We start from the raw sequence: 24,918 nt of genomic DNA, 5'->3' as shown, positions 1-24,918 counted from the left end.
GTGAAATTAGCCGGTATTACGCATACCTGCCGCCACGCCGGCAATGGTGACCATCAGCGCTTGTTCAACGCGAGGATCGGGCTCTTTGCCCTGCAGTTCCGTCAGTCGTGAGCGGTGTAACAGCTCTGCCTGCAGAACGTTCAGCGGGTCGGTATAGATATTACGTAACTGAATAGACTCGGCAATCCACGGGAGATCGGCCATCAGGTGTGAGTCGTTGGCAATGGCCAGCACCACTTTGATGTCCTCTTCCAGCAGTTCGCGCAGTTCTTTGCCCAGCGGCCACAACTCTTTCGCCACCAGTCGCTGATCGTAATATTCCGCCAGCCACAGATCCGCTTTCGAGAACACCATTTCCAGCATGCCGAGGCGAGTGGAGAAGAACGGCCAGTCGCGACACATCGCTTCCAGTTCGCTCTGCTTACCATCTTCAACCACTTTCTGCAGCGCGGTACCGGCACCCAGCCAGGCTGGCAGCATCAGGCGGTTCTGGGTCCAGGCGAAGATCCACGGAATGGCGCGCAGGGATTCTACACCGCCGGTCGGGCGACGTTTCGCCGGACGTGAGCCGAGCGGCAGTTTACCCAGTTCCTGTTCTGGCGTTGCGGAGCGGAAGTACGGGACAAAGTCTTTGTTTTCACGAACATAACCACGGTATACGTCACAGGAGATGACCGAGAGTTCGTCCATGATATGACACCAGGCGTCTTTCGGCTCCGGCGGCGGCAGCAGGTTCGCTTCCAGAATCGCACTGGTGTACAGCGACAGACTGCTAACGGTGACTTCTGGCAGGCCGTATTTGAAGCGGATCATTTCGCCCTGTTCGGTCACGCGCAGACCGCCTTTCAGGCTGCCCGGCGGTTGTGAAAGCAATGCCGCATGGGCTGGCGCGCCCCCGCGACCGATGGAGCCGCCGCGACCGTGGAACAGCGTCAGCTCGATACCCGCTTTCTCGCAGGTTTTAATCAACGCATCCTGCGCCTGATACTGCGCCCAGGAGGCGGCCATCACGCCGGCGTCTTTTGCCGAGTCGGAATAGCCAATCATCACCATCTGCTTGCCCTGAATCAGACCGCGATACCAGTCGATGTTCAGCAGTTGGGTCATCACGTCGTCGGCATTGTTCAGGTCGTCGAGGGTTTCGAACAGCGGCGCAACCGGCATAGCGAAGCCAATTCCAGCCTCTTTCAGCAGCAGATGCACGGCCAGCACGTCGGACGGCGTTTTTGCCATCGAGATAACGTAGGCGGCAATTGAACCTTTCGGCGCTTCGGCAATGACCTTACAGGTATCGAGCACTTCGCGAGTGTCATTGCTCGGTTCCCAGTTGCGCGGCAGCAGCGGGCGTTTGGAGTTCAGTTCGCGGATCAGGAAGGCCTGTTTGTCCGCTTCTGACCAGCTTTCGTAGTCCCCGATGCCGAGGTAACGGGTCAGTTCACCCAGCGCTTCGGTGTGGCGGGTACTTTCCTGACGGATATCAATACGGACCAGCGGAACGCCAAAACATTTCACGCGACGCAGGGTGTCGAGCAGTTCACCGTTGGCGATAATGCCCATGCCGCAGGCTTGTAGCGACCGGTAGCAGGCGTACAGCGGTTCCCACAGCTGTTCGTTTTGCGTCAGCAGACCTGCTGGTTTCGGCAGCTTCTCGCCTTTGAGGCGCGCTTCCAGCCAGGCCTGGGTTGCCATCAGGCGTGCGCGCAGGTTTTTCATCAGATAGCGGTAAGGCTCCGATGCGCCTTCTTCACCGACCATTGCTAACAGTTCCGGCGTGGCATTGACCATCGACAGTTCAGAAACCAGAACATGAATATCTTTCAGGAACAGATCGGTCGCTTTCCAGCGACTTAGCAGCAGAACGTGGCGGGTGATATCCGCGGTTACATTTGGGTTGCCGTCACGGTCGCCGCCCATCCACGAGGTGAAACGTACGGGAACGAAATCAACGGGTAACTGGTAACCCAGATTCTCTTCCAGCTGTTCGTTTAGTTCGCGTAAATAGTTCGGAACCCCCTGCCACAGGCTGTTCTCGACCACCGCGAAGCCCCATTTGGCTTCATCAACCGGGCTTGGGCGCAGCTTACGAATTTCATCGGTGTGCCAGGACTGTGCAATCAGTTGGCGCAGACGGCGCATCAGCTGGTGGCGTTCGTACTCAACGATATCTTTGTTATCGAGTTGCTTCAGACAGGCGTTAATTTCGCCCATTTTATGGATCAGCGTGCGACGGGTGATTTCCGTCGGATGTGCGGTCAATACCAGTTCCAGAGACAACGACTCCACCGCTTTTTTGATGATGGCGTCGTTCAGATCCGGCTGGTTTTTCAGTTTACGCAGGGTGCGGGCAATCACTTCCGGGTTGCTGGCGCCTTCGCCTTTTGGCGAACTGCTGTGATATTGCTCGGCGGTGTTGGCCAGGTTCAGGAACTGGCTAAACGCGCGTGCGACCGGCAGCAGCTCGTCATTCGACAGATTTTGTAACGTGGTGAGTAACTCCTGGCGATGAGCTTCATTGCCAGCGCGCGAGGATTTAGACAGCTTACGGATTGTTTCTACGCGATCAAGAATGTTCTCTCCCAGCGCATCCTTGATGGTTTCTCCCAGCACTTTGCCGAGCATACTGACATTACTACGCAACGCGGAATATTGTTCGTTCATATTAACCCAGACACCCCATCTCATATGTTTTACCCTTCGTCTTTCGCGCCGCAGATGCGTTGGCTGCGTTTGTGGACCCCGGTCACTTACTTAGGTAAGCTCCCGGGGCTCCACAAACTTGCCGCCTTCCTGCAACACGAAATACTGTGGGTTTGAGTCCTGTGATCAGGACATTTGTTAATTCATCTCACTTTATAAAGCCACGTAAAAAACCATTCGTCAATTGCGGCGAAATCGCTTCAGCAAACGAATAAATGTCGATAATTTACGAAATTTAATTCACTTTGCGGCAGATAAGTATTACTTATGGAATTGTGACAAAAGTCACTCTCCGGTGTTACCGGAGAGTGATGGAGGTCAGTGCCAGCAGAAATGATGAACAACCTGGGTAATCAGTTCACGCGTCGGTTTGATGAACCGGGTTTCCAGATATTCATCCGGCTGGTGCGCCTGATTGATAGAGCCCGGGCCCAACACCAGCGTCGGACACAGGGTCTGAATAAACGGCGCTTCGGTACAGTAGTTCACCACATCGGTTTTCTCGCCCAGCAGTTTCTCCACTACTTCAACCAACTGATGGTCTGGCGGACATTCGTAGCCCGGGATCGGCGGATGCAGTTCGGCAACGGTCAGCCGACCCGGCCAGCGTTCGCTCACCGGTGCCAGGGCTTCTGTCAGCAGGCCATCCAGATCGCCCAGCGTCATGCCCGGCAGCGGGCGGATATCCATATGCAGTTCACAGCAGGCGCAAATGCGGTTCGAGGCATCGCCACCGTGCAGACTGCCCAGATTCAGGGTGGGATACGGCACGGTGAAGGCATCGTAGTGATAACGTTCCTTTAGGGTGTCGCGCAGTTGCATAATGCGACCAATGGCGTCGTGCATCAGTTCGATAGCGTTCACGCCGCGCGCCGGATCGCTGGAGTGACCGGACTGGCCCATCACCCGTACTGCCGTTGAGATATGGCCTTTGTGCGCGCGAATCGGTTGTAGCGACGTGGGCTCACCGATGATCGCGCAATCGGGGCGAATCGCCGTGTTTTCTGAGAAGTAACGCGCGCCCGCCATGCTGGTCTCTTCATCTGCCGTCGCCAGGATGTAGAGCGGCTTTTTCAGTTGTGTCACATCAACGTCGCGAAGCGCGTCGAGAATAAAAGCGAAGAAGCCCTTCATGTCTGCCGTGCCCAGACCGTAGAGCTTGTTGTCATGCTCGGTGAGGGTGAAGGGATCGCGCGTCCAGCGCCCATCGTCAAACGGCACGGTGTCGGTATGACCCGTCAGCAGCAGGCCGCCCGCGCCCTGTCCGGTGCTGGCCAGCAGATTGAATTTATTGCGGGTTCCCGGGACCGGTTGAATCTCAACGTTAAAACCGAGATCGCTGAACCAACCCGCCAGCAGATTGATTAAAGACTCATTGCTTTGATCCAGCGCTTCTTCGGTAGCGCTGATGGACGGCGTGGCAATCAGCGCGCGGTAGATCTCGATAAATGGCGGTAAGTTCATTTTCATTGTTGACACACCTTAGGTCGTGATAGTATCAATATTCATGCAATAAATGTGCATAAAAATACATTAACGTTGAGCATAAAGGAACCTGATGTTGAATACGCTGATTGTAGGCGCTAGCGGTTATGCGGGCGCAGAGCTTGTAAGCTACGTGAATCGCCACCCCCATATGACCATAACCGCTTTGACCGTCTCAGCGCAAAGCAATGATGCGGGAAAGTTAATTTCTGATTTGCATCCACAGCTTAAAGGCATTGTCGATCTGCCGTTGCAGCCGATGTCCGATATCAGCGAGTTTACCGACGGCGTGGATGTGGTGTTTTTAGCCACCGCCCACGAAGTCAGCCATGACCTGGCGCCGCAATTTCTGGCCGCCGGTTGCGTCGTTTTCGACCTGTCCGGTGCCTTCCGTGTGAACGATGCCGGGTTCTACGAAAAATACTATGGTTTCACCCATCAGCACCCTGACCTGCTTGAGCAGGCGGTGTACGGCCTGGCGGAGTGGAGCGCCGACAAGCTGAAAGAGGCGAATCTGATTGCGGTGCCGGGGTGCTATCCCACGGCGGCGCAACTCTCTCTTAAGCCGCTGATCGACGCCGGGTTGCTGGATTTGGCGCAATGGCCGGTGATTAACGCGACCAGCGGCGTGAGCGGGGCAGGACGTAAAGCGGCGCTGTCTAACAGTTTCTGCGAAGTGAGCCTGCAACCGTATGGCGTGTTTACCCATCGTCATCAGCCGGAGATTGCCACCCATCTGGGGACCGAGGTGATTTTCACGCCTCATCTGGGTAATTTTCCGCGTGGGATTCTGGAAACGATCACCTGTCGGCTGCAGCCGGGCGTGACGCATGCGCAGGTCGCTCAGGTATTACAGCAGGCGTATGGTGATAAACCGCTGGTGCGTCTGTATGACAAAGGCGTTCCGGCGCTGAAGAATGTCGTTGGGCTGCCGTTCTGCGATATCGGTTTCGCCGTGCAGGGTGAACATTTGATTGTGGTGGCTACCGAAGATAACTTGTTGAAAGGCGCCGCCGCACAGGCAGTGCAGTGCGCTAATATTCGTTTCGGCTTTGCTGAAACGCAGTCTCTTATTTAAGGGTGCAATGATGAGTCCATTAATTATCAAGCTGGGTGGCGTATTACTGGATAGCGAAGAGGCGCTGGAGCGTCTTTTTACCGCGCTGGTGAACTATCGTGAGTCGCATCAGCGTCCGCTGGTCATTGTGCACGGCGGCGGCTGCGTCGTCGATGAACTGATGAAAGGGCTTAACCTGCCGGTGAAAAAGAAAAACGGCCTGCGCGTGACGCCTGCCGACCAGATCGACATCATCACCGGTGCGCTGGCGGGGACGGCAAACAAAACGTTGCTGGCCTGGGCGAAGAAGCATCACATTGCCTCCGTTGGTCTGTATCTTGGCGATGGCGATAGCGTAAACGTGACTCAGCTCGACGAAGAGCTTGGCCACGTTGGACTGGCGCAGCCGGGTTCGCCTGAGCTGATTAACACGCTGCTGGAAAAGGGTTTTCTGCCGGTGGTCAGCTCGATTGGGGTGACGGAAGAAGGGCAACTGATGAACGTGAACGCGGACCAGGCGGCGACGGCGCTGGCGGCGACGCTGGGCGCGGATTTGATCCTGCTCTCCGACGTGAGCGGGATTCTCGACGGTAAAGGTCAGCGCATTGCCGAAATGACCGCCGCGAAAGCGGAACAACTGATCGACCAGGGTATCATTACGGATGGCATGATTGTGAAGGTAAATGCCGCGCTGGATGCCGCGCGTACGCTGGGACGTCCGGTGGATATCGCTTCCTGGCGTCATGCCGAGCAACTCCCGGCGCTGTTCAACGGCACGCCGATTGGTACGCGTATTCTGGCGTAATGATTTTGTGCCCGATGGCGGCTACGCCTTATCGGGCCTACGAAAACACAACCTGTAGACCGGATTAGCGCAGCGCCATCCGGCAATTCAAGAATTTAAGGAAGCATGTTATGGCACTTTGGGGTGGGCGTTTTACTCAGGCAGCAGATCAGCGGTTCAAACAGTTCAACGATTCGTTGCGCTTTGATTACCGTCTGGCGGAGCAGGATATTGTTGGCTCTGTCGCCTGGTCCAAAGCGTTAGTCACCGTTGGCGTGTTAACCGCTGACGAACAGCTTCAGCTCGAAGAAGCGCTGAACATTCTGCTGGAAGAGGTCCGCGCCAATCCTCAGCAGATTCTGCAAAGCGATGCCGAAGATATTCATAGCTGGGTGGAAGGCAAACTGATCGACAAAGTGGGTCAGTTAGGTAAAAAGCTACATACCGGGCGTAGCCGTAATGACCAGGTCGCCACCGATTTGAAACTGTGGTGCAAAGAGACGGTGACCGAACTGCTTACCGCGAATCGTCAGTTGCAAAGCGCGCTGGTCGAGACGGCGGAAAATAACCAGGATGCGGTAATGCCGGGGTATACCCATCTGCAGCGTGCGCAGCCGGTGACGTTTGCGCACTGGTGTCTGGCCTATGTCGAAATGCTGGTGCGTGATGAAAGTCGTTTGCAGGACGCGTTAAAACGTCTGGATGTGAGCCCATTAGGCTGTGGCGCCCTGGCGGGGACGGCGTATGAAATCGATCGTGAACAGCTGGCCGGCTGGCTGGGTTTTGCCTCGGCAACGCGGAACAGTCTGGACAGCGTTTCCGATCGTGACCATGTGCTGGAACTGCTGTCTGACGCCGCTATCGGGATGGTGCATCTGTCGCGTTTTGCCGAAGACCTGATTTTCTTTAACACGGGTGAGGCGGGCTTTGTTGAGCTTTCCGATCGCGTGACCTCCGGCTCGTCGCTGATGCCGCAGAAGAAAAACCCGGATGCGCTGGAGTTGATTCGCGGTAAATGTGGCCGTGTTCAGGGTGCATTGACCGGCATGATGATGACGCTGAAGGGGCTGCCGCTGGCCTATAACAAAGACATGCAGGAAGACAAAGAAGGCCTGTTCGACGCGCTCGACACCTGGCTGGACTGCCTGCATATGGCCGCGCTGGTACTGGACGGTATCCAGGTGAAACGTCCGCGTTGTCAGGAAGCCGCGCAGCAAGGTTATGCAAACGCCACCGAACTGGCGGATTATCTGGTCGCGAAAGGCGTTCCGTTCCGTGAAGCGCACCATATCGTGGGTGAAACGGTCGTTGAGGCGATTCGCCAGGGGAAACCGCTGGAAGATCTGCCGCTGGGCGACCTGCAGAAATTCAGTAGCGTCATCGGCGATGATGTGTATCCGATCCTCTCCCTGCAGTCGTGTCTGGACAAGCGCGCGGCGAAAGGCGGCGTGTCTCCTCAGCAGGTTGCGCAAGCGATCGGCTATGCGAAGGCGCGTCTGGCATAACGGTTATGCGGTTTCACTCAGCCTGGCGCGATGCCAGGCTTTTTTATGTCACTGCATCAGGCATTACTGACCATAGTAGGCGTTCGCGCCGTGCTTCCTTAAAAAGTGCTTGTCCAACAATGTTTGCTGCATCGCGGTGAGATGGGGTTGCAGTTGCTGTGTGAACAAATTCATATACGCGATTTCTTCAAGCACAACGGCGTTATGCACGGCGTTGGCAGGATCGGTGCCCCAGGCAAAGGGGCCATGACTGTTTACCAGTACGGCAGGAATATGGTTGGGCGCGATCCCTCGTTGTTTAAAGGTTTCAATAATGACGCTGCCGGTGTCGTATTCGTAACGTTCATTGATTTCTTCATCCCGCATGGGGCGTGTACAAGGAATTGCGCCATAGAAATAATCAGCATGTGTTGTGCCCAGCGGCATTAAATCTTTTCCGGCCTGCGACCAGATGGTCGCGTGGCGCGAATGGGTATGGACGATGCCGCCAATATCTGGAAAGGCGTGATACAGCGCCAGATGCGTGTCGGTATCCGATGACGGTTTTTTGTTCCCTTCGACAACCTTTCCACTGTGTATATCGACGACGACCATATCATCCAGACTCATATTGTCGTATTCGACACCGGAGGGTTTAATCACCATTACCCCTTTTTCGCGATCAATTCCGCTGACATTTCCCCATGTAAAGGTGACCAGTTGATGAGCCGGCAAAGATAAATTAGCGGCCAGCACTTTTTTCTTCAGTGTATTCATTCTTTACTCCTGAATTACCGTTTGCTTTTATAAAAAGCGGATTTTCTCTCGTTCTTTAATTGGCGCGGTTTGTAACGTTGTTATTTAAATTACGCTGAATAAATAAGATGTAAAATTCATACAGATTCTTTGTGTTACCAAAACAACGAAAACGGTCAAATTCGGAACTAGTCGGGCATGTTTTTGTGTTTTATGAATGCCCGTAAATGACCGAATGGTGGTTTTCTTGTGGAAACAACAGAATAAAAGAGCGATGTTTTGTGATGTAGATTGGATTTCTTCATTGCTTTTTGCTTTTGTTGCAGTCGGATTTTTGGTTTTTGTCACGTTACAGTGTGTGTGATATTTCTGTAAAACGATCCTTGACACCACTCACTTTAATTTAGGGCAAAAAGATTAATGATAAACACATGATGAAATCGGTTTTCGTGGGTCGATATTATGTTGCAGGCAGAACGTTATAAAATGATTTGTGCGCATGTTCAGAAGTTGGGGGCGGTGCGCGTCACGGAACTGTCGCAATTATGTCAGGTGTCGCAGGAAACAATTCGCAGAGATCTGACGAGGCTGGAAAAAAATAAGAAGCTCACCCGCAGCTTTGGTGGTGCGGTTTCACTGGATGCGCCGGATATTACGCCTGTGGCGATTGAAGACAACACCTGGCAAAAAAATAGCGTGGATCGGGCGGAATCATTTCGTAAACGTACTGAAGAACATCCTGATATTAAAGCAAAAATCACCAAAGCAGCGCTCCAGTTTATTCATCCTGGCGACTGCATTTTGATGGATAACAGCAGCACCTGTTGGTTTCTGGCCCGGCAAATCCCGGATATCGATATAACGGTCGTGACCAATTCACTGCGTATTATCCAGGCGTTAGCTTGTCGGGATAACGTTCGTATTATTGGTATCGGCGGCGAGTATTCCGAACGTCATGATGATTTTCATGGTCCGGTTGCGGAGAGCGCCATCAGAAACTTTCAGATTAATAGTTTCTTTTTTTCCTGTCAGGGCGTGAATCTGGAAAATGGAATCCGTGATGGTAGTGAAATAAATGCCCGGTTGAAACAGGTTATGTTACAGGTTTCGGCGAAAAAAATATTAATGGTTGACTCCAGTAAGTTCGAACAGTTCGCCTTTAGCAAAATATGTATGCTGGATGAAATTGATATTATGGTTACCAATAGTTGTAGTGATGAGCGTTACCGTAGTTTGCATCCGCAGTTAAATGTTGTTGAAGTTGATAAGTCATAGATGTGAATCGTTATCTGAATAATTGAGGTAGCATCCCGATTATTTAGCCAATACCAGAGAAAAGTTGAAATTAATAAAAAGTCAGGCTGATATTTTTATCGGGTTTCCCTGACACATGACGCTATTTCTTAAGGAAATTACGATGAGAAAATTAATCTTACCCTGCCTGATTACTGCTGTTTTAACGTCAACCGCAGCCTGGGCGGAACAACCCGCTACACCGCAAAAAGCCAACAAACCTTTCACGATGGGTGTCGTGGTTAAGGTGGGGGGCATTCCCTGGTTTAACGTGATGGAACAAGGCATTAAGGAAGAAGGAAAAGCATTAGGCGTTAATGCCTGGCAAGTCGGGCCGACGACCGCAGACCCGGCTGAACAGGTCCGCGCCATCGAAGATTTAATTGCTAAAAAAGTCGATGTGATTGGCGTTGTGCCAAACGATGCGAAAGTCCTGGAGCCTGTGCTGAAGCGCGCGCAGGAAGCCGGTATTAAGGTCATTACGCATGAGTCGCCGAACCAGGCTAATGCTGACTGGGACTTTGAATTGTTGAACACCCAAACAATGGGTGCCAACCATATGAAAGATATGGCGAAATGCATGGGTGAAGAAGGAAAATACGCCATGTTCGTCGGCAGCCTGACAGTTCCCCTGGTGAATGACTGGGCTGACGCTGCTATCGCGTATCAAAAAGAACATTACCCAAAAATGACGCTGGTTGAGGATCGTTTTGGCGTGGCGGAATCCGTGGACGACTCAATGCGTACTGCGAATGACCTGATGTCAAAATATAAAGATCTCAAAGGTATCATGTCATTTGGTTCGCAAGGTCCGATTGGCGCAGGCCGCGCAATTGATAAGCGTAAGAAAAACGATGCGATTTGCGTATTTGGCACATTCACCCCGGGACAGGGAATTAAGCTGCTGGAAAAAGGCGCGATTGATGGCGGATATATTTCTAATCCGATGACGGCGGGCAAAGTTTTTGTTCAGGTCGCCACGGCGATGATGAATGGCGAACCTATCAAAGATGGCGTGAAACTTGGCGATATGGGGGAAATTAACGTTCAGAACAATACCATTCTGAGTGATAACCCTGAAAAACTCGATCTTGAAAATACGCAACGTTTAGTGAAATTAGGTTTGTAATTTTAGGTTGCATCACCGGGCCAGTCGTGGCCCGGATATCCTTTGGTCGTTCAGGAGCCGCAGATGCCCCATATTGCAGAGCGAAATGCAGATGTGCCGTTAGTGACGCTAAAATCGCTGACTAAAAGCTTCGGCGGTCATCAGGCATTAAAAAATATTGATCTCACGCTAAATAAAGGTGAAGTCCACTGCCTTGCGGGTGCGAATGGTTGTGGCAAAAGTACGTTAATCAAAACGTTGAGCGGTGTTTATACCCCGGATACCGGCAGTGAAATTATCATCGATGATAAATCATGGAGCAGACTCTCACCCGATAAAGCGCGCGAGTTAGGCATTCAGGTTATTTATCAGGATCTTTCTTTGTTTCCAAACCTGACGGTAGCGGAAAATATTGCCTTTGAGTACAACCTGAAAGGGTATTTTCGCTGGCATAAAAAATCTCACCTGAAAGCTGTATCGCAGAAAATTATTCAGGAATTGAATTTTAATCTTGATGCAGATGCGCTGGTTCAGCATTTGCCTATTGCACAACGCCAGCAGGTAGCGATTTGCCGTGCGCTGGTCGCAGAAGCCCGGCTGGTTATCATGGATGAACCGACGGCTTCACTTACCCGCACCGAAGTGAACCAGCTATTACGAACGGTAAATTACCTCCGTGATAAAAATATTACGGTGGTTTTTGTCAGTCACCGACTGGATGAAGTTAAAGAAATCTCCGACCGTATTACGGTGATTCGCGATGGCGAAATCATCGGAACCTGGGCAGCAGACTTATTGTCGCCAGGACGGATTACTGAACTGATGACTGGCAGAACGATTGTTCATCAGAAAAAATTACCGAATGGTATTGGCGGGAAAGTCGTCCTTGAGCTGAATAAATTGAGCCGGAAAGGGCAATTTGAAGATATTTCCTTCCAGCTTCACCAGGGTGAAGTGCTGGGATTATGTGGCTTACTAGGTTCAGGGCGAACAGAACTGGCATTGAGCCTTTTTGGTATTACTCATCCAGATAGTGGGGATATTTATCTGGATGGGAAGAAAGTCGTGATTAACGATAATACGCAAGCCGCGAAACTGGGTATTGCTTATGTCTCTGAAGACCGCCTGACGCTGGGGGCCGTTTTACCGCAATCGGTCAGTGACAATATGGTGCTCTCGATCCTGAATCGGTTAAAAACACCCTGGCAATGTATTGATAAAAAACGGCAGGAGACCCTTGTTAAGGAATGGATTCAGGATCTGGATATTAAAGTCACCGATCCTGATAACCCGTTATCCACGCTTTCTGGCGGTAATCAGCAAAAAGTAGTGTTGGCAAAATGGATTCTCACTCGGCCGAAAGTATTGATTCTCGATGCGCCAACGGTAGGCGTTGATATTGGTGCGAAAGACAGTATTTACCAGCTTATCCACCGGCTTTCCGGTGTCGGTATTTCCGTGTTGCTGATTACTGATGAAGCGCCAGAAGCGTATTACAACTGCGATCGTATTTTCCATATGCAGCGAGGAAAGATTATTAATGAATTGCTGCCTTCTCTCTATACCGAACAGCAACTTGCGGAGGTGATTAATGGCTAATGTATTGCAGCTCCGGTTCCCACGTTCGGTCGAAGGATGGTTGGGCTGGGTCATTGTCCTGATGCTGGCGCTTTTTTCTCTGATGAGTGATGAGTTCCTGTCGATTCAGAATTTGCTGGATCTGACCGAGAGCTATGCCGTAACGGGAATTTTTGCCCTCGGTTTATTTGTCGTGCTGGTGACAGGAGGCATTGATATTTCGTTCGCGGCCGTCGCTTCCGTGGTGCAGTACATTGTGGCGTCGCTGTTGTTGAATGGGGCGATCGCGAATCCCCTGCTGTGCCTTGGGTTGGCGATCGTGCTGGGCATTCTGTTTGGCCTGATTAACGCGATCCTCATTTATTACCTCAATGTGGTTTCCATCATTATCACTATCAGTATGCAATCACTGCTATTTGGCATGTTGATGTGGCTGACCAATGGTCACAGCATTTACGACTTGCCTGACTGGTGGGTTACACAGCGATCCCTTTTCAGCTTTGGCTTTGAAGGGGAAGTTTACCAGGTTGGGCTGCCGTTGGTGGTGATGCTGGGCATGGCCTGCTTCACCTGGATTGTGATGAACAAAACCCACATTGGACGTCAGCTTTATGCCGTGGGCGGCAGTACTGAGTCGGCGCGGCGTATTGGGATTCGGGTTTCACTCATTTATCTGTTCGCCTATGGCTATCTTGGCGCTGCGGCAGCGATTGGGGGAATGCTTCAGGCTTATCGTATGAGCGAGGTCGTGCCCAATGCGTTAGTGGGAGGCGAACTGGATGTACTGGCTGCCGCCGTGTTAGGTGGCGCGAGCTTATCCGGCGGTCGCGGGTCAGTCATTGGCACGTTGATGGGGGTATTCCTCATCGGCATTCTAAAAAATGGTCTCAACCTGGTCGGTGTCTCCAGCTACTTCGTCAACATCGTCATCGGGGTGGTCATTGTCTCGGCAATTTGCGTCACTCACTACAAAAAACGTAAAGAAACGGACGTTGGATTCGTCTGACAAGGGGCTTGAAATGAAAAAACAGGCATTTTTACCAATTGATGGCACCAGCTCCGGTTTACTGGCGATATGTTTCTTCGCGGTGGTGGCATTTAGTCTGGCGATGCCCGGACGTTTTTTTACCGATAATACGTTTCTGAGTATTGCCTTCCAGTTGCCAGAACTGGGGCTGCTCACTTTCGCAATGTTTGTCCCTATGCTGAGTGGCGGGTTGAATCTGGCGATTATCGGCACGGCGAATCTGACCAGTCTGTTTATGGCCTGGTTGTTAATCCAGTATGTGCCTGCTGAGGCGTCTACCGGCCTGCAGTTGTGGTGGTTATTTCTGGCGATGCTGGGCGCGATGATGATCGCCATCGTGATTGGCGCTATCACAGGGATCATTATTTCCCGGGTGGGGGCACACCCGATTCTGGTCACGCTGGGCAGTATGACGATTATCAGTGGCATTGGTATTTATCTTACCAAAGGCGCCGCGCTCAGTGGGATGCCACCCATTGTTCGCAGTATGGGGTCGGAAGTGGTTTATGGCGTGCCGGTTCCCATGGTGATTTTTATCGTCACGACGATCATGCTGGCACTGTTCCTCGGAAAAACCCGCACCGGGAAGGTTATTTACATGTGCGGCAGCAATATCAATGCGACCTGGTTTAGCGGTATTCGGACCGACCGTGTTCTGATGGCGATTTACGCCATATCCAGTCTGCTTTGCGTACTGGCGGGGCTCATTATGCTGGCCCGCTTTAACTCTGCACGTATGGGCTATGGCGATTCTTATCTCCTGCTGACGGTGCTGGCCATTGTCCTTGGCGGCACCGATCCATTCGGCGGGGTCGGTAAAGTCGGTCATGTCTTCTGCGCGTTGTTGGTGCTCCAGGTTATCGCCACCGGGCTGAGCCTGTCAGGACTGAGTCTGCATTTCAATCTGGCAGTATGGGGAATAACGTTGATTGCCGCCCTGGCCTTTAAGTTCTTCAAACAAAAATGGCAGGCGCGACGCGCCATGAATAACAGCCTGAAAGCATTTCGACAACAACTGGCCACTCGTGAGGGAAAAAATGCGTAGCCATCCATTAGGTATTTATGAAAAGGCGCTTCCCAGGAACACCAGTTGGGTAGAAAAACTGGCGCTGGCGAAATCATGCGGGTTTGATTTTGTTGAAATGTCAGTCGATGAAAGCGAAGAGCGCCTGGCTCGTCTGGACTGGTCGCTTGCCGAGCGCATGGAAATCATTAGCGCCATTCAGAAAACCGGCGTGCGTATTCCGACCCTGTGTTTATCGGCGCACCGCCGTTTCCCGTTTGGCAGTCACGATAGCGACACCCGCCTGCAAGCGCGAACGATCATGCAAAAAGCATTACGGCTGGCGCAGGATTTGGGCATTCGAACCATCCAGCTTGCCGGGTATGACGTCTATTACGAGCCGCAGAATGACGACACTATCGCCTTGTTTGAGGATGCGATGGCCTGGGTGGCGGAGCAGGCCGCCGCTGCGCAGGTGATGTGCGCTGTGGAAATTATGGATACTCCCTTTATTAACTCCATCAGCAAATGGAAAGTGCTGGATGCAAAAATCAATTCTCCGTGGTTTACCGTTTACCCCGATGTTGGCAATCTCACCGCATGGGGCAATGAGCTGGAGAGTGAGTTGGCGAAAGGTATTGACCGGATTGCCGCCATCCATCTTAAAGATACCTTTCCGGTGACGCCGGATTCCCCAGGGCAGTTCCGCGATGTCCCCTTTGGTGAAGGATGCGTAGATTTCGTGAAGCTCTTCAGAATATTACGCCGTCTGAACTATAGGGGCACTTTCCTGATTGAAATGTGGACAGAAAAATCCCCTGAACCGTTACTGGAAATTATCCACGCGCGCCAGTGGATAGAAAGCAAGATGCAGGCGGCGGGGTGGCACGACGAGCGGGCATTGATCGCAGGATAAGGAGAGGACGATGGACCATTACTTTATGGGCATTGATTTGGGCGGCACCGTCACCAAGGCGGGAATCTACACTGCCGAGGGTAGAGAAATCACGGTGGCTGCTCAAACCTTATCGTTACTCAGCCCACAGGCAGGATTCTGCGAACGCGATATGGAGGCCCTTTGGGCGGCAACGTGTGACGTTATCCGGCGTGCGCTGGTTGAAAGTCATCTGTCGGCGGAACAGATTAACGGAATTGGTTTTTCCTCACACGGTAAAGGACTTTATCTGGTCGATAAGTCAGGAAGGCCCGTACGCAACGGGATTGTCTCTTCGGATTCCCGGGCACAGTCTCTGGTTGCGGACTGGAAAGCGCAGGATATCGACCGTCTGGCATATCCGCATAGCTTTCAGCAGTTATGGCCTTCACATCCGGCGGCATTGCTGAGGTGGCTGAAACAGCACGAGCCGGAGCGTTATGCGCGTACGGGTTATGTGTTGATGGCCCACGATTACATTCGTTATCGTTTGACGGCGGAATTGACCTGCGAAGAAACCAATATTTCGGGAAGTCAGTTATTTAATTTGCAGCGTAATGATTTCGATCCTGCGCTGTTCACCCTGTTCGGCATAGAAGAGATGATGGATTGCATGCCGAAAGTGATTGGCTCCGCTGAACTGGCAGGGGTTGTCACCACGGACGCCGCCGCGTTATGCGGGTTAAACGCAGGAACGCCGGTATTTGGCGGGGTGTTTGATGTCGTTGGCGCGGCAATGACTTCCGGCGTCTATGACAGCACGCAGCTTAGCGCGGTTGCCGGAACGTGGTCGATTGCCACCCGCGTTTTTGATGACATTATCCCGGCAGACTATCCGTATGTATGGGGTAAATTCAGTATTCCGGGGCACTATTTTGCCCACGAAGGCAGCCCCACTTCTGCCAGCAATCTGACCTGGTTTATTCAGCACTTTTTACCGGAACTGCAGGATGACCACGACACGCTTAACCAGTGGGCGGCGCGTGGGTATGAGAAACCCGATAGCATTCTGTTTTTCCCCTGGCTATACGGTTCGAATTATGGCGATTCACTGAGTGGCGGATTCTTCGGGCTCGGAGGCCACCACGACGCGGCAGACCTCGTTTACGGTATCTATCAGGGGATTGTGTTCTCGCACTTACTGCATCAGGACAAACTGTTGCAGCTCGGAGAAGGTATTCAAACGATTCGTTTCACCGGCGGCCCTACGCATTCACGTATCTGGATGCAGATGTTTTGCGATGCCAGCAATTTGCCGCTTGAAATTGTCGACGTTGAGCAGTCCGGCTGCCGGGCGGCGGCGATGTGTGCGGCTGTAGGTACGGGTGATTATCCTGGGTTTGAGCAGGCCATTAAAGCGACCCTGCCGCCGGTGATTCGTCTGGAACCGGATGCGAAGAAGCACGGCATGTTGCGTCGCCGGTTCGAACGGTTTAAGCGTGTCGCCGATGCGCTGAGTACTGTCGAACGCGAATAACAACCTGTTTTTGTCTCATCACGGCCTGGCGTTAAGCCGGGCTTTTTTACGTAAAAAAAATGCGGACCTGAGGTCCGCAAAAGTTCACGTTGGCTTTAGTTATTTGGGTTTGAGAGAGACTCTCAAAACGGGCAGTGGCTTCAAGGGTTAAACGAGACCGCTCCGTTTCTGTGATGGATTATCAGACAGAAAGCTTGATAGGGATAATCGTTCGTTGCTATGCTACCTATCGCCATGAACTATCGTGGCGATGGAGGATGAATAATGAATATTCGTGATCTTGAATACCTGGTGGCATTAGCCGAACATCGCCACTTTCGGCGCGCGGCGGACTCTTGTCATGTCAGTCAGCCAACGCTGAGCGGTCAAATCCGCAAGCTGGAAGATGAACTGGGCGTGATGCTGCTGGAGCGTACGAGTCGTAAAGTGCTATTCACCCAGGCAGGTTTACTGCTGGTGGATCAGGCACGCACCGTGCTGCGTGAGGTCAAAGTGCTCAAGGAGATGGCAAGCCAACAGGGCGAGACCATGTCAGGTCCGCTGCACATTGGTTTGATTCCCACCGTTGGTCCTTATCTGCTGCCGCATATTATTCCGATGCTGCACCAGACTTTCCCGAAGCTGGAAATGTATCTGCATGAAGCGCAGACCCATCAGTTGCTGGCACAGCTGGATAGCGGCAAGCTCGATTGCGTGATCCTGGCGCTGGTGAAAGAGAGTGAGGCATTTATTGAAGTGCCGCTGTTCGATGAGCCGATGCTGCTGGCGATCTATGAGGATCACCCGTGGGCGAATCGCGAATGCGTGCCGATGTCCGATCTGGCAGGCGAAAAACTGCTGATGCTGGAGGACGGTCACTGTCTGCGCGATCAGGCGATGGGTTTCTGCTTCGAAGCGGGCGCTGACGAAGACACCCACTTCCGCGCGACCAGTCTGGAAACGCTGCGTAACATGGTAGCGGCGGGAAGCGGTATTACGTTGCTGCCGGCGCTGGCGGTTCCACAGGAACGCAAGCGCGATGGCGTCGTGTATCTGCCCTGCATTAAGCCTGAACCGCGTCGCACAGTGGGGCTGGTTTATCGTCCGGGTTCACCCCTGCGCAGTCGCTATGAGCAACTGGCAGAGGCCATCCGTGGTGCAATGGATGGCCATTTCGACAATGCGTTAAAAAAGGCGGTTTAAGCCGTTTAGCGCAGCGACCCGATAGGCTTCTGCCATGGTCGGGTAGTTAAAGGTGGTGTTAACAAAGTACTCAATTGTGTTACCGCCACCTTTCTGCTCCATAATCGCCTGACCGATGTGAATAATCTCGGCTGCGCGCTCGCCAAAGCAGTGAATTCCCAGAATCTCTTTGGTTTCCCGATGGAACAAAATCTTCAGCGTGCCCACGTTCATGCCGACGATTTGCGCACGTGCCAGGTGTTTAAACTGGGCACGTCCCACTTCGTAAGGCACTTTCATTGCCGTCAGTTGCTGTTCGGTTTTACCCACAGAACTGATCTCCGGAATGGTGTAAATCCCGGTTGGGATATCTTCAATCAGGTGCGCGTTCGCTTCCCCTTTCACCAGCGCCTGGGCAGCAATGCGTCCCTGGTCGTATGCAGCGGACGCCAGGCTCGGGTAACCAATCACGTCACCCACCGCGTAAACGTGCGGCAGCGCGGTCTGGTACATGCTGTTGACCTTGAGCTGACCACGGCTGTCGGTTTCCAGACCGATATTCTGTAACGCCAGGGAATCGGTATTCCCGGTACGACCATTGGCATACAGCAGGCAGTCGGCCTTCAGTTTCTTACCGGACTTCAGGTGCATGATCACCCCGTCGTCACAGCCTTCGATCTTCTCATACTCTTCATTGTGGCGAATGACGACGCCGCTGTTCCAGAAGTGATAAGAGAGGGAGTCGGACATCTCCTGATCGAGGAACGCCAGCAGACGATCACGGGTGTTGATGAGGTCAACTTTGACCTCCATTCCGCGGAAAATAGACGCATACTCGCAGCCGATCACCCCGGCGCCATAAATAATGACGTGGCGAGGCTCGTGGTGCAGACTGAGGATCGAATCGCTGTCATAAATGCGCGGGTGCGAGAAGTCCACGTCTGTCGGATGATAAGGGCGCGATCCGCAGGCAATGACAAACTTCTCTGCCGTCAGGGTTTCAACCGTACCGTCATGACATTCCAGCGCCAGCGTGTGTTCGTCGACAAAATGGGCGTTGCCCTGCAAGATTTCGCAGTGGTTACGCTCATAAAAACCCTGCCGCATCCGTGTTTGCTGATTAATCACGTTGTCGGCATGGTTGAGAATATCGGCGAATGAGGAACGAAGCAGGCGGGAATGATCGCTGTAAAGGGGGTTCTGATTGAATTCGATAATACGGCTGACTGCGTGACGGAGCGCTTTCGACGGGATGGTGCCCCAGTGGGTGCAACCGCCGCCAACGTTATGATAGCGCTCGACAACGGCAACGCGAGCTCCTTGCTTAACCAGACCCATTGCAGCGCCTTCGCCGCCGGGGCCGGAACCTATTACTATGGCATCGTAATCGTAGGAATGTGGCATGGTAAGGCTTACCTGTTCTTATACATAAAAGCAACAGAATAGTAACATCATTGCCGGGATAACCCAATTATCGTTGTGCTTTTTTGCGAAGCTGAAGCACAAACTGCGCGCAAACAATCATTCACAAAGCGGAACAAGCAGATTAACTTTGAACTCTGGTATAGTGCCAGACAAGACATATGGAAGGATTCAGACATCGTGATGGGCGTTAGAGCGCAGCAAAAAGAAAAAACCCGGCGTTCGCTGGTAGAGGCCGCATTTAGTCAACTGAGCGCAGAGCGTAGCTTCGCCAGCCTGAGTTTGCGTGAAGTCGCGCGCGAAGCGGGCATTGCGCCAACCTCCTTTTATCGTCATTTCCGTGATGTTGATGAACTCGGCCTGACGATGGTCGATGAAAGCGGTCTGATGCTGCGTCAGTTGATGCGCCAGGCTCGTCAGCGTATCGCCAAGGGCGGGAGTGTGATCCGCACCTCGGTCTCTACATTTATGGAGTTCATCGGTAACAACCCCAACGCCTTCCGTTTATTATTGCGTGAACGTTCTGGTACCTCAGCGGCTTTCCGTGCCGCCGTTGCACGAGAAATTCAGCACTTCATCGCGGAACTTGCGGATTATCTGGAACTCGAAAACCATATGCCGCGCGCGTTTACTGAAGCGCAAGCCGAAGCGATGGTGACGATTGTCTTCAGTGCAGGCGCCGAGGCGCTGGACGTGGGGGCGGAACAACGCCAACAGTTAGAAGAGCGACTGGTACTGCAACTGCGCATGATTTCGAAAGGCGCGTTTTACTGGTATCGCCGCGAACAAGAGAAGATGACCCTCATTCCAGGTAACGTGAAGGAAGAGCAATGAAACAGTCAGTTCAGGATAAAGGTACGCTGTTGCTGGCGCTGGTCGCTGGCTTGTCGATCAATGGCACATTCGCGGCGCTGTTTAGCTCCATCGTGCCGTTCTCTGTATTCCCGATTATCTCGCTGGTGCTGACGGTGTACTGTCTGCATCAACGTTATCAGAATCGCACCATGCCTGTGGGGTTACCGGGCCTGTCTGCCGCCTGCTTTATTCTCGGCGTTCTGCTTTACAGCACCGTGGTGCGCGCGGAGTATCCGGATATCGGCTCCAACTTCTTCCCGGCGGTGCTGTCGGTCATTCTGGTCTTCTGGATCGGCGTGAAAATGCGTAATCGCAAGCAGGAAGTGTCGGAATAAGCGCGGCTGACGTCCAGGCCGGATGCGGCATAAATGCTTTATCCGGCCGATAACCGATTACTTCGCCGTCAACAACACTCCGCACTCCATATGGTGCGTATACGGGAACTGATCGAACAGCGCCAGACGTGAGATGTTATGCGTCTGGCTCAAGGTTTCCAGGTTCTTGCACAGCGTCTGTGGATTGCAGGAGATGTACAGAATACGCGGATACGCCTGCACCATTTTCTCCGTCTCACTGTCCAGACCGCTGCGGGGCGGATCGACAAAAATCGTTTCGCACTGATAGCTTTTCAGATCGATGCCCTGTAAGCGGTTAAACTCGCGCACGCCGTTCATCGCCTGCGTAAACTCTTCCGCCGCCATGCGGATGATCTGCACGTTATCAATCTGATTCGCCGCAATGTTGTATTGTGCGGCGGCAACCGATGGTTTAGCGATTTCGGTCGCCAGTACGCGCTCAAAGTTGCGCGCCAGCGCGAGCGAAAAGTTGCCATTCCCGCAGTACAGTTCGAGCAGATCGCCTTTCGATTCGCGGGTGACATCCAGCGCCCACTCCAGCATCTGAATGTTCATTGCCGCATTGGGCTGCGTAAAGCTGTTCTCGACCTGACGATAAATCATCTCTTTGCCCGCAACCGGCAAGCGTTCGTCGATGTAATCCTGGTCCAGCGCGATTTTCGTTTTCGTCGCGCGGCCAATCAGATGCACGTTCAGGTTCTGCGCGCGCAGAGCATCGCGCAATGCTTCGGCGGCTTCACGCCACTCATCGTCCAGCTTTTTATGATACAGCAGCGAGACCACTGCCTGATTGCTCATGGTGGTCAGGTAATCAATCTGAAACAGCTTATGGCGCAGCACGCGGTTGTCGCGTACGCCAGCGATCATCGCGGTCATTAACTGATTGATCAGTTCACTCGCCGCCGGGAAGCTGTCGACGCGAATTCGGCTTTTGCTCTGCTGATCAAAAATGATGTGATACAGGTCGTCACCGTCGTGCCAGATGCGGAACTCCGCACGCATACGGTAGTGACTGACCGGCGAGCGAAACACTTCCGGAACCAGGCCAGAAAAGGGCGCCATCATACTCTGCAAGCGCACCACTTTCTCGGCGAGCTGCGCGTCATACTGTTCTGTCGGAAGGTGTTCGGGGGTCATGATGTATCCTGAAAAATATAAGTACGCGGGGATTGTAGGGATTGCTCAACAGATGTCCAGACATTGATGACTTCCGATATTTAACAAACGCGCTGGACAGTAAGATGTTACAAACTGTAGCATCCGTGTGCCGGTCCTGTGAGTTAATAGGGAATCCAGTGTAAATCTGGAGCTGACGCGCAGCGGTAAGGAAAGGTGAGATGAGAGCGTAAGCAGACACTGCCCTCGGGTGGGAAGTCTTCATTTCTGGTATCCCTGACGGGGATACCCTTCCAAGCCCGAAGACCTGCCGGCTAACGTCGCAACTGGTTTTCATCATCGCGTACTATCGGTGGGACCTGCGGCATCCTTCTTATATTGTGGATGCTTTACAATGATTAAAAAAACATCGCTGTTGACGGTGCTCTCCGTCACGGCCTTTTCAGGTTGGGCACAGGATGCCACGCCTGACACGCTTGTCGTGACGGCAAACCGTTTTCAGCAACCTGTTAATACCGTTCTGGCACCAACTGACATCGTCACGCGTGAAGATATCGAACGCTGGCAGTCCCGAACTGTCCTTGATGTCATGCGCCGTCTGCCTGGCGTGGATGTCGCCCAGAATGGCGGCATGGGGCAAAGCTCTTCTCTGTTTGTGCGGGGTACCGAAGCGAAACACGTTCTGGTGTTAGTGGATGGTATTCCGGTCGCCCGTCCGGGCATTTCGAATAACTCCGATATTGATCAGATTCCGGTCTCGCTGGTGCAGCGCATCGAATATATCCGCGGCCCACGTTCAGCGATTTATGGTTCCGGTGCCATTGGCGGAGTGGTGAACATTATCACCATGGCCGGTGAGGAGCGTTCGCAGATCAATGCTGGCGTGGGGTCAAAAGGCTATCAGCAGTATGACGGCACTTATCGCCAGCGTTTTGGTGATACCGTGGTGACCGCTGCCGGGGCATATCAGACCACCAAAGGCTTCGATGTTCAGCCACGCTCCAGCTACAGCGGTGATAGCGATCGCGATGGCTATCGCAACAAGCTGTTCTGGGGAGGCGTTGAGCACAAATTTAACGATCAATTCGATGGTTACTTCCGTGGCTACGGCTATGCCAGTAATGCCGATTATGACCAGGGGAAATGGGGTTATGACGGCGGAAACGACGAGCACCAGAATTACACCCAGTCGTGGGATACAGGGCTGCGCTTCAATTCCGGTATCTACTCTTCGCAACTGGTCGCCAATTACCAGCGTATTAAGGACTACAACTACAGCAGTCTGAACGGGCGCTATGCGACAGGTTACAGCCTTGATGACATGGAGCAGCGCTATGTCCAGTGGGGTAACAACGTTATTGTCGGGCACGGTGCTGTCAGCGCGGGCGTCGACTGGAAGCAAGAAAAGTTGATGTCCTTTGGCGAGTATGGGACAGACAACTATAAGCGTGATAACACGGGCCTCTATTTGACCGGACAACAGCAAATTGACAGCGTGACGCTGGAAGCGTCTGGTCGTGAAGACCATGACGACCAGTTTGGCTGGCATGGCACCTGGCAAACGGCGGCGGGCTGGCAGTTCGTTGATGACTATAAGGTGACGCTCTCTTACGGCACGGGCTTCCTTGCGCCTTCACTGGGGCAACAGTTTGGTGCGGAGCGTTTTGGCATTGCCTCTAACCCGAATCTGAAGCCGGAAGAATCGAAGCAGTGGGAAGCCGGGCTGGAAGGGCTGACCGGTCCGCTTGACTGGCGCTTGTCGACCTATCGCTACAAAATCCAGAATCTGATCGACTACAACAACAATACCTACTTCAACGTCAAATCTGCGACCATCAAGGGGCTGGAATGGACAGGGAACCTGACAACCGGTCCGGTCGATCACCGCTTAACGTTGCAGTATGTGGATCCGCGCGATGATGAAACCGATCAACAGCTTTATCGCCGCGCCAAGCAGCAGGTGAAGTATGAGCTGAGCGGGCAGATCTACGAGCTGGGCTGGGATGTGACCTATCAGTACATCGGCGAGCGCTACGATTACGACTATGACAATTCCCGTAAGGTGAAAATGGGCGGGCTGAGCGTGTGGGATATTGGACTTTCATATCCGGTCACCTCACATCTCACAGTTCGTGGTAAAATAGCCAACCTGTTCGATAAAGATTACGAGACAGTTTATGGCTACCAAACTGCAGGACGGGAATACACCTTGTCTGGCAGCTACACCTTCTGATCCACGCCCCACCGTACTGGTATTTGATTCCGGTGTCGGTGGGTTGTCGGTCTATGATGAGATCCGGCATCTCCTGCCGGATCTCCACTATATCTACGCTTTCGATAACGTGGCTTTTCCTTATGGGGAAAAGAGCGAGGCATTTATCGTTGAGCGCGTTGTTGAGATCGTGACGGCGGTACAGCAGCGTTATCCTCTCTCCCTGGCGGTTATCGCCTGTAACACGGCCAGTACGGTCTCTCTTCCGGCCTTGCGTGAGAAGTTTGCTTTCCCGGTCGTGGGCGTGGTGCCGGCGATCAAACCGGCGGCGCGTCTGACGGCGAATGGTATTGTTGGGTTACTGGCAACTCGCGGGACGGTGAAACGTCCTTATACGCATGAGCTGATTGCGCGCTTTGCGAATGAGTGTCAGATAGCCATGCTGGGGTCAGCGGAGCTAGTGGAGTTGGCGGAAGCGAAGCTGCATGGCGAGCCGGTGCCGCTGGAAGAGTTGCAACGGATTCTGCGCCCATGGCTGCGGATGCCGGAACCGCCTGATACGGTAGTGCTCGGGTGCACCCATTTCCCACTGTTACAGGAAGAACTCTTACAGGTTCTTCCTGAAGGGACGCGGCTGGTAGATTCCGGAGCGGCGATTGCGCGCCGCACGGCCTGGCTACTGGAACATGAAGCGCCGGATGCGAAATCCGCAGATGCCAATATCGCCTATTGTATGGCGATGACGCCGGAAACTGAGCAATTATTACCCGTTTTGCAGCGTTACGGCTTTGAATCGCTCGAAAAACTGACGGTTTAAACCTGTTTTGGATAAATATTACGCACTCGGAAAATTATTTTAAATTTCCCCTTGTCAGCCTGAAATAACTCCCTATAATGCGCCTCCACTGACACGGAACAACGGCACGCAAGCCGCCGGGTCAGCGGGGTTCAGAGATGAACGCCCACAGAGAAAAGCGAAATAAATGCTTGACTCTGAATGAGGAAAACGTAATATACGGGACCTCGCGACAGAGCGCTAAAGCGCGTCGCAACTGCTCTTTAACAATTTATCAGACAATCTGTGTGGGCACTCAAAGTGACATGGATTCTTAA

Annotated in this window: 20 protein-coding genes and 1 riboswitch; of the genes, 15 read left to right on the top strand and 5 right to left on the bottom strand. The window is 52.8% G+C overall.

Annotated elements, in window-relative coordinates:
* Positions 1-6: 6 nt before the first annotated feature.
* Both ppc and argE read right to left on the bottom strand, forming a co-directional pair.
* Positions 7-2,658 (bottom strand): phosphoenolpyruvate carboxylase, encoded by a 2,652-nt coding sequence (ppc, locus tag QQZ17_RS07730; RefSeq protein WP_152401271.1) that lies wholly within the window; start codon positions 2,656-2,658, stop codon positions 7-9.
* Between the two features lie 357 nt (positions 2,659-3,015).
* Positions 3,016-4,167, bottom strand: coding sequence for an acetylornithine deacetylase (argE, locus tag QQZ17_RS07725; protein WP_046493499.1), 1,152 nt, complete (start codon positions 4,165-4,167; stop codon positions 3,016-3,018).
* An 88-nt stretch (positions 4,168-4,255) separates the two neighbouring features.
* Between argE and argC the strand changes: the two genes are divergently transcribed.
* The 3 genes from argC (at position 4,256) to argH (ending at position 7,528) form a co-directional block, all read left to right on the top strand.
* The gene (argC, locus tag QQZ17_RS07720; RefSeq protein WP_152401273.1) at positions 4,256-5,260 is read left to right on the top strand and encodes an N-acetyl-gamma-glutamyl-phosphate reductase; all 1,005 of its coding nucleotides are present in this window, start codon (positions 4,256-4,258) and stop codon (positions 5,258-5,260) included.
* A gap of 7 nt (positions 5,261-5,267) precedes the next feature.
* On the top strand, positions 5,268-6,044 hold the full coding sequence (gene argB / locus QQZ17_RS07715) for an acetylglutamate kinase (protein ID WP_152401275.1): 777 nt from the start codon (positions 5,268-5,270) through the stop codon (positions 6,042-6,044).
* Positions 6,045-6,154: 110 nt separating this feature from the next.
* Positions 6,155-7,528: an argininosuccinate lyase gene (argH, locus tag QQZ17_RS07710; RefSeq protein ID WP_152401277.1), complete on the top strand. Its 1,374-nt coding sequence runs from the start codon at positions 6,155-6,157 to the stop codon at positions 7,526-7,528.
* 63 nt (positions 7,529-7,591) lie between these two features.
* On the opposite strand, the gene araD is transcribed toward argH, so the two are convergent.
* The gene (gene araD, locus QQZ17_RS07705) at positions 7,592-8,284 is read right to left on the bottom strand and encodes an L-ribulose-5-phosphate 4-epimerase (protein WP_152401279.1); all 693 of its coding nucleotides are present in this window, start codon (positions 8,282-8,284) and stop codon (positions 7,592-7,594) included.
* A 441-nt stretch (positions 8,285-8,725) separates the two neighbouring features.
* Between araD and QQZ17_RS07700 the strand changes: the two genes are divergently transcribed.
* The 8 genes from QQZ17_RS07700 (at position 8,726) to oxyR (ending at position 17,865) form a co-directional block, all read left to right on the top strand.
* Positions 8,726-9,538 (top strand): DeoR/GlpR family DNA-binding transcription regulator, encoded by an 813-nt coding sequence (locus QQZ17_RS07700; RefSeq protein ID WP_152401281.1) that lies wholly within the window; start codon positions 8,726-8,728, stop codon positions 9,536-9,538.
* Positions 9,539-9,680: 142 nt separating this feature from the next.
* The gene (locus QQZ17_RS07695; RefSeq protein WP_152401283.1) at positions 9,681-10,685 is read left to right on the top strand and encodes a substrate-binding domain-containing protein; all 1,005 of its coding nucleotides are present in this window, start codon (positions 9,681-9,683) and stop codon (positions 10,683-10,685) included.
* Between the two features lie 63 nt (positions 10,686-10,748).
* The gene (locus QQZ17_RS07690) at positions 10,749-12,263 is read left to right on the top strand and encodes a sugar ABC transporter ATP-binding protein (RefSeq protein ID WP_152401285.1); all 1,515 of its coding nucleotides are present in this window, start codon (positions 10,749-10,751) and stop codon (positions 12,261-12,263) included.
* Complete coding sequence (locus QQZ17_RS07685; RefSeq protein ID WP_152401287.1) at positions 12,256-13,248, top strand: ABC transporter permease; 993 nt, start codon at positions 12,256-12,258, stop codon at positions 13,246-13,248. The genes QQZ17_RS07690 and QQZ17_RS07685 overlap by 8 nt, the downstream gene beginning before the upstream one ends.
* 13 nt (positions 13,249-13,261) lie before the next feature.
* Positions 13,262-14,314: an ABC transporter permease gene (locus QQZ17_RS07680; protein ID WP_152401289.1), complete on the top strand. Its 1,053-nt coding sequence runs from the start codon at positions 13,262-13,264 to the stop codon at positions 14,312-14,314.
* Positions 14,307-15,188, top strand: coding sequence for an L-ribulose-5-phosphate 3-epimerase (locus QQZ17_RS07675; protein ID WP_046493521.1), 882 nt, complete (start codon positions 14,307-14,309; stop codon positions 15,186-15,188). The genes QQZ17_RS07680 and QQZ17_RS07675 overlap by 8 nt, the downstream gene beginning before the upstream one ends.
* Before the next feature lie 10 nt (positions 15,189-15,198).
* Entirely contained in the window at positions 15,199-16,683 is a 1,485-nt protein-coding gene (locus tag QQZ17_RS07670; RefSeq protein ID WP_152401291.1) for an FGGY-family carbohydrate kinase, read from the top strand.
* A 264-nt stretch (positions 16,684-16,947) separates the two neighbouring features.
* On the top strand, positions 16,948-17,865 hold the full coding sequence (oxyR, locus tag QQZ17_RS07665) for a DNA-binding transcriptional regulator OxyR (protein WP_152401293.1): 918 nt from the start codon (positions 16,948-16,950) through the stop codon (positions 17,863-17,865).
* Here oxyR and sthA read toward each other — a convergent pair.
* On the bottom strand, positions 17,848-19,248 hold the full coding sequence (gene sthA, locus QQZ17_RS07660) for a Si-specific NAD(P)(+) transhydrogenase (RefSeq protein ID WP_152401295.1): 1,401 nt from the start codon (positions 19,246-19,248) through the stop codon (positions 17,848-17,850). The genes oxyR and sthA overlap by 18 nt on opposite strands.
* A 198-nt stretch (positions 19,249-19,446) precedes the next feature.
* Between sthA and fabR the strand changes: the two genes are divergently transcribed.
* A complete protein-coding gene (gene fabR / locus QQZ17_RS07655; RefSeq protein ID WP_080950006.1) occupies positions 19,447-20,100 on the top strand; it encodes an HTH-type transcriptional repressor FabR in 654 nt (217 codons plus the stop codon).
* A complete protein-coding gene (locus QQZ17_RS07650; RefSeq protein ID WP_042325658.1) occupies positions 20,097-20,456 on the top strand; it encodes a YijD family membrane protein in 360 nt (119 codons plus the stop codon). Before fabR ends, QQZ17_RS07650 begins: the two co-directional genes overlap by 4 nt.
* A 57-nt stretch (positions 20,457-20,513) precedes the next feature.
* On the opposite strand, the gene trmA is transcribed toward QQZ17_RS07650, so the two are convergent.
* A complete protein-coding gene (gene trmA / locus QQZ17_RS07645; protein ID WP_152401297.1) occupies positions 20,514-21,614 on the bottom strand; it encodes a tRNA (uridine(54)-C5)-methyltransferase TrmA in 1,101 nt (366 codons plus the stop codon).
* A gap of 114 nt (positions 21,615-21,728) precedes the next feature.
* A riboswitch (cobalamin riboswitch) is annotated at positions 21,729-21,922 on the top strand.
* Between the two features lie 65 nt (positions 21,923-21,987).
* Between trmA and btuB the strand changes: the two genes are divergently transcribed.
* On the top strand, positions 21,988-23,826 hold the full coding sequence (btuB, locus tag QQZ17_RS07640; RefSeq protein WP_152401300.1) for a TonB-dependent vitamin B12 receptor BtuB: 1,839 nt from the start codon (positions 21,988-21,990) through the stop codon (positions 23,824-23,826).
* The gene (gene murI / locus QQZ17_RS07635; RefSeq protein ID WP_090050685.1) at positions 23,771-24,622 is read left to right on the top strand and encodes a glutamate racemase; all 852 of its coding nucleotides are present in this window, start codon (positions 23,771-23,773) and stop codon (positions 24,620-24,622) included. Before btuB ends, murI begins: the two co-directional genes overlap by 56 nt.
* Positions 24,623-24,918: the final 296 nt, after the last annotated feature.

This window comes from Citrobacter sp. T1.2D-1 (genome assembly GCF_950098555.1).
Classification (GTDB): Bacteria; Pseudomonadota; Gammaproteobacteria; order Enterobacterales; family Enterobacteriaceae; genus Citrobacter_A; species Citrobacter_A telavivensis.
The sequence above is the reverse complement of the archived record's forward strand: the minus strand, read 5'-3'. Positions and strand labels throughout refer to the sequence as shown.